Annotated in this window: 4 protein-coding genes and 1 pseudogene; 4 read left to right on the top strand and 1 reads right to left on the bottom strand. The window is 76.0% G+C overall.

Features of this window, described 5'->3' with window-relative positions; all coding sequences use genetic code 11:
• The 3 genes and pseudogenes from B0E53_RS34955 to B0E53_RS34965 all read left to right on the top strand — a co-directional run.
• Positions 1-337, top strand: a pseudogene (locus B0E53_RS34955) (hypothetical protein); the annotation flags it as partial.
• On the top strand, positions 307-1023 hold the full coding sequence (locus B0E53_RS34960) for a response regulator transcription factor (RefSeq protein WP_107079776.1): 717 nt from the start codon (positions 307-309) through the stop codon (positions 1021-1023). The pseudogene B0E53_RS34955 and the gene B0E53_RS34960, both read left to right, overlap by 31 nt.
• A 73-nt stretch (positions 1024-1096) precedes the next feature.
• Entirely contained in the window at positions 1097-1834 is a 738-nt protein-coding gene (locus B0E53_RS34965; protein ID WP_107079778.1) for a hypothetical protein, read from the top strand.
• Between the two features lie 25 nt (positions 1835-1859).
• Here B0E53_RS34965 and B0E53_RS34970 read toward each other — a convergent pair whose 3' ends face one another.
• Positions 1860-2609: a lysophospholipid acyltransferase family protein gene (locus B0E53_RS34970; RefSeq protein ID WP_107079777.1), complete on the bottom strand. Its 750-nt coding sequence runs from the start codon at positions 2607-2609 to the stop codon at positions 1860-1862.
• A 110-nt stretch (positions 2610-2719) separates the two neighbouring features.
• Here B0E53_RS34970 and B0E53_RS34975 point away from each other — a divergent pair.
• On the top strand, positions 2720-2981 hold a 262-nt coding region (locus B0E53_RS34975), incomplete at its 3' end, for an alpha/beta hydrolase fold domain-containing protein (RefSeq protein ID WP_168215484.1).

Raw genomic sequence — 2981 nt, forward strand, 5'->3', positions numbered from 1 at the left:
TCCCCTGCTGCACGAGCTGCGCGCCGCCGCCGACCTGGCGGAACGGAACGGCCTGCCGATCGAGCTGGTCGCCGTCGGGGCGCCGCCGGAGCTGCCGGTCGAGGTCCGCCGGCGGCTGGCCGACCCGCCGACCGCGGCGCTCGCCGGCGCCCGGGGCTGGGCCCGGCTGACCGTGGTGGCCGGCCCGGACGAGGTGGTGGTCAGCCTGGTCACCCCCGATCACGAGGGGCCGGACGCGACCGGCCCGCCGGCCGGGGACGGGGACGGGCCGGTGGAGCACCTGCACGAGCGGGACGGGGGAATCAGATGGACGCAGACCCGGTGGCGGAGGACGTGACCGGCGAGCAGCCGGCCGGCGTGGCGATCGTGGACGACCATCCGGTCGTGATCGACGGGGTACGCGGCTGGCTGGCCGGCGAGCCGGGGCTGCGGGTCCTGGCCACCGGGGACGACCCGGACGTGGTGCTGCGGGCCGCCCCGGAGGCGGAAGTGGTCCTGCTGGACCTGTGGCTGCACGGGCGGATGGTGCTGGACAAGCTGGCCGAGCTGAGCAGGGCCGGCCGCCGGGTGGTGGTCTACTCCGAGCACACCGACCCGGAGACCATGCTGGCCGCGCTGGACGCCGGTGCCGTGGCGTTCCTCGCCAAGCACGAGGGGCGGGAGCACTGCGTGGCCACCGTGCTCGCCGCGGCGAGCGACCGCCCGTACGTGCCGCCGGCGCTGGCCGGGGCGATCGTGGGCGACCACCGGCCGGACCGGCCGGCCCTGTCCGACAAGGAGCGCGAGGCCCTGCTGCTGTGGTTCCAGTCGATGTCGAAGGCGTCGGTGGCGCGCCGGATGCGGATCAGCGAGCACACCGTGAAGCAGTACGTGGACCGGGCGCGGATCAAGTACACCCGGGCCGGGCGGCCGGCCGCCACGAAGGCGGCACTCCTCGCCCGGGCGATCGAGGACGGCCTCGTCCGGCCGGAAGATATCGGCATCTACCGGTCACAGGCGTCCGCCGACCGGCCGACCCCCTAACGGGTGTCATGACAGCCGCACCCGCGTCGGCCAGGCTCGACGTATCGCCAACCGCCATCGGGAGGTCGTGACCGTGTCGGAGGACGCCGCACCGTTCTTCATCGGGCCGCACCGCTTCGACGCGGATGACGATCCCACCCGTCCCGTGCTCGACCGGCGGCACACGCTGCTCCCCGAGCCGGGCGAGCAACTGCTCGGGCAGCACCGGCTGCCGGTGGCCGGTCACCTGCTCGGCCCCACGGACAACGTCCGGTCCTGGGCGCTGCCCACCCCTGCGACGGTCACCGTGACCGACCGGCGGCTGGCGTACGTCTGCACCGGCTCCGAGCTGTCCCTGGTCTCCGGGCGGGACGGCCGGACGGACGCCCGGCACCGGCGCCCGGTCCGGCTGTCCCGCCTGGTCAGCGGCCAGATCCGCTGGCAGTGGCCGTCCCGGCTGGAGCTGGTCGAGGGCCCGGACGGCACCGGCGAGCTGCGGGTGGTCTGCGACGCGCTGCGCACGATCCGGCAGCCGGCGCTGGCGCTCACCGGCCCGGTCGCCCTGGTCACCGCGCTGGCGCGACAGGTACGCCGCTCGGTGGCCGCGTTCCGGCTGCGCCGCCCCGAACTGGTGGACCTCTCCCCGCCGGAGCGGGACGCCCTGACGGCCCGGATGAACCCGTCCCCCGGCCCGGCCCGGGGGTCGGTGACCCTGCCGGGTTCGCTGCCGGTCGAGTTCCTGTCCCGCGACGACTACTACCGCCCGGCCGAGCCGTCGGTCTGGCCCCGCCAGGATGTCCCGGCGCGGGACCTCCCCGGCTCCGCCTGCTGAGCGGGGGTCAGCCGGCCAGCCGCAATCAGGAGGTGGGGGTGCGGCGGCCCGGGCGGTCCAGCTCGGCGGCCTGCTCCGGGGTGGGCGCGGCGCCGCCCAGGTGGGCCGGCTGCCACCAGGCGTCGTCCGGGCCGGCGGGCTGGTCCGGGTACTCCCGCTGGGCCCGGTCGACCAGCGCCGTGAGGCGGGTGCGCAGCTCGGCGGTCAGGGCGTTGCCGTCCGGGTGCGCGGCCGGATCGATCGGCTCGCCGACCAGGATGGTGATCGGGGTGTGCCGGCGGGTCAGGGTGCGCGGCCGGCCCTTGGTCCACAGCCGCTGGGTGCCCCAGAGCGCGACCGGCAGCAGCGGCACGGCGGCGTCCTGGGCCATCCGGGCCGCCCCGTTCTTGAGCTCCTTGACGGTGAAGGAGCGGCTGATCGTGGCCTCCGGGAAGACGCCGACCACCTCGCCGCGACGCAGCGCCGCCACAGCCGAGGCGTACGACCCGGCGCCGGCGGCCCGGTTCACCGGGATGTGCTTCATGCCGCGCATCAGCGGGCCGGAGACCTTGTGCCGGAAGACGGCGTCCTTGGCCATGAACCGGACCAGGCGGCGGGACTCGTGCGCGCCGTACCCGCAGAAGATGAAGTCGAGGTAGCTGACGTGGTTGGAGGCCAGCACCGCCCCGCCGGTGCGCGGCACGTGGTGGCTGCCCTCCACGCGTAGGCGCAGGTCGAGGGCGCGGAACATCGTCTTGGCGGCGAGGATCACGGGCGGGTACACGAGTTCCGGCATCCGCCAACTTTACCCCGAGTAGGTTACGGGACCGTAGGGGCGAGGAGTGCCGTCTCTGCCCTCGGCAGAGCCGGTGGCGGGCGGGGGCCCCGAGCGGCCAGCATGGCCGGATGACCGACCGCGCCGTACTGCTCTGGATCCACGGCGGCGGGTGGCGGGCCCGCTCCGAGGAGGACGGGACCGCCCTCGCCCCGCTCGGGCTGCGGGTGGTGCCCGCGACCTACCGCTTCGTGGCCGAGGCCCACTGGCCGGCCCAGCTGGACGACGTACGCGCCGCGGCACGGGCCGCCCGGGCCGCGGCGGGCGGGCTGCCGCTGCTGGTCGGCGGCGACTCGGCCGGCGCCATGCTGGCCCTGCACCTGGGCCTGCGCG

The sequence above is a fragment of the Micromonospora sp. MH33 genome (assembly GCF_003013775.1).
In the GTDB taxonomy this organism is placed as follows: Bacteria; Actinomycetota; Actinomycetes; order Mycobacteriales; family Micromonosporaceae; genus Micromonospora; species Micromonospora fulviviridis.

Bases quoted from the DNA above. Each gene is read 5' to 3' on its own strand.
- B0E53_RS34970 (WP_107079777.1), bottom strand. From the start codon at position 2,609: ATGCCGGAACTCGTGTACCCGCCCGTGATCCTCGCCGCCAAGACGATG.
- B0E53_RS34960 (WP_107079776.1), top strand. From the start codon at position 307: ATGGACGCAGACCCGGTGGCGGAGGACGTGACCGGCGAGCAGCCGGCC.